Consider the following 1,483-nt stretch of genomic DNA (forward strand, 5'->3'; position numbering starts at 1 on the left):
CTATCGACGAGGCTGATGAAAACTTTAGTATTGCCTCTGGAGCTGCTTCGGCTACTGGTACGATTATCGACAATAACAACGCCCCTACTGTAGCAACGATCACTCCGGCTTCGGCTACCGAAGGAAGTGCTGCTGTATTTACTTTTACCTTGAGCAACCCATCGGCGGTAGATACAACTTATACTTTTGTATTAACCAATGGTACGGCTGGAAGTGCAGATTACACTACGACAAACGTGACGGTAACTGTTCCTGCGGGTGCAACTACGGGAACTGTAGCGGTACCTACAACGGTGGATGCTATCGACGAAGTAAATGAGGACTTTAGTATTGCCTCTGGAGCTGTTTCGGCTACTGGTACGATTATCGACAATAACAACGCATTGATAGTTGCAATAGATGATAATGTAGGAATGGTAAATGGCATAACAGGTGGTGACACAGGAATTAACGTTTTAATTAATGATACTCTAAACGGTGTACTGTTATCACCAGCTGATGTAGTAATTAATTTTATCCCTAATGGCCCCATTACAGTTAGCTCTGATGGAAAAATCAGAGTATCTCCAAATACACCAGCGGGAGTATATACAGTTCAGTATACAATCTGTGAGGTTAGAAATCCAAGTAATTGCTCTATTGGAACAGTTAGAGTAACTGTAGAAGGTGCTGAAATGGTATTATCAGACGACATGTACTCTAATTTGAGTTGTAATACAGCAGGTATTATAGGCAATATATTAACAAATGATACTTTAAACAACAGCCCAATAGCACCTAACAGTATCAATTTAAATATATTGTCTGGACAAAATGCAAATATAACATTAGACAATTTAGGAAACCTGAGGATAATAAATAACCTAGCATTGGGACAATATGATTTGACTTACCAAGTTTGCGACAGATTAAATCCATTGAATTGTCAAACTGCAAAAATAACTATTGTAATAAAAGATGAAATTTCACCTACAATAATTCAACTACCAGCAACATCAACTGTTTCATGTGGGACAACACTTAATTTTGCACAAGCAGTTGCTAGTGATAATTGTGGAAATGTAAGTTTGAGTTTTGTTGACACTACAACTACAGGAAATTGTACTGGATCGTATACAGTTACAAGAACTTGGACTGTAAGAGATACTGCTGGTAATACGACAACGGCTTCGCAAATAATAAATGTTCAAGATAATCAAGGACCTGTTACCGCAACCGCTTTCCAACAAAATATAAATGTTAATTGTGATGCAATTCCTGTGAAACCTGAGTTAGTGTTTACAGATAATTGTTCAAGTATAGCATCAAATAATTATACTGAAACAATTAATAACAATAACTCAAATTCATATACAATTGTTAGGGAATGGTTGGTGACAGATACTTGTGGAAATCCATCCAGATTCATACAGAATGTGAATGTAACAAATACAAATGGGTTTAAAACAATTGAAAGTTCTGCATGTAATAGAGATACAGCTAT

Annotated in this window: 1 protein-coding gene; it reads left to right on the plus strand. The window is 36.8% G+C overall.

All coding sequences use genetic code 11. The features are described 5' to 3' along the window. Window positions 1–1,483, plus strand: a 1,483-nt coding sequence (locus tag AC061E_RS16545; RefSeq protein ID WP_478287241.1) for an HYR-like domain-containing protein, incomplete at both ends; no start/stop codon positions are given.

This window comes from Flavobacterium sp. GNP011, from assembly GCF_056428925.1.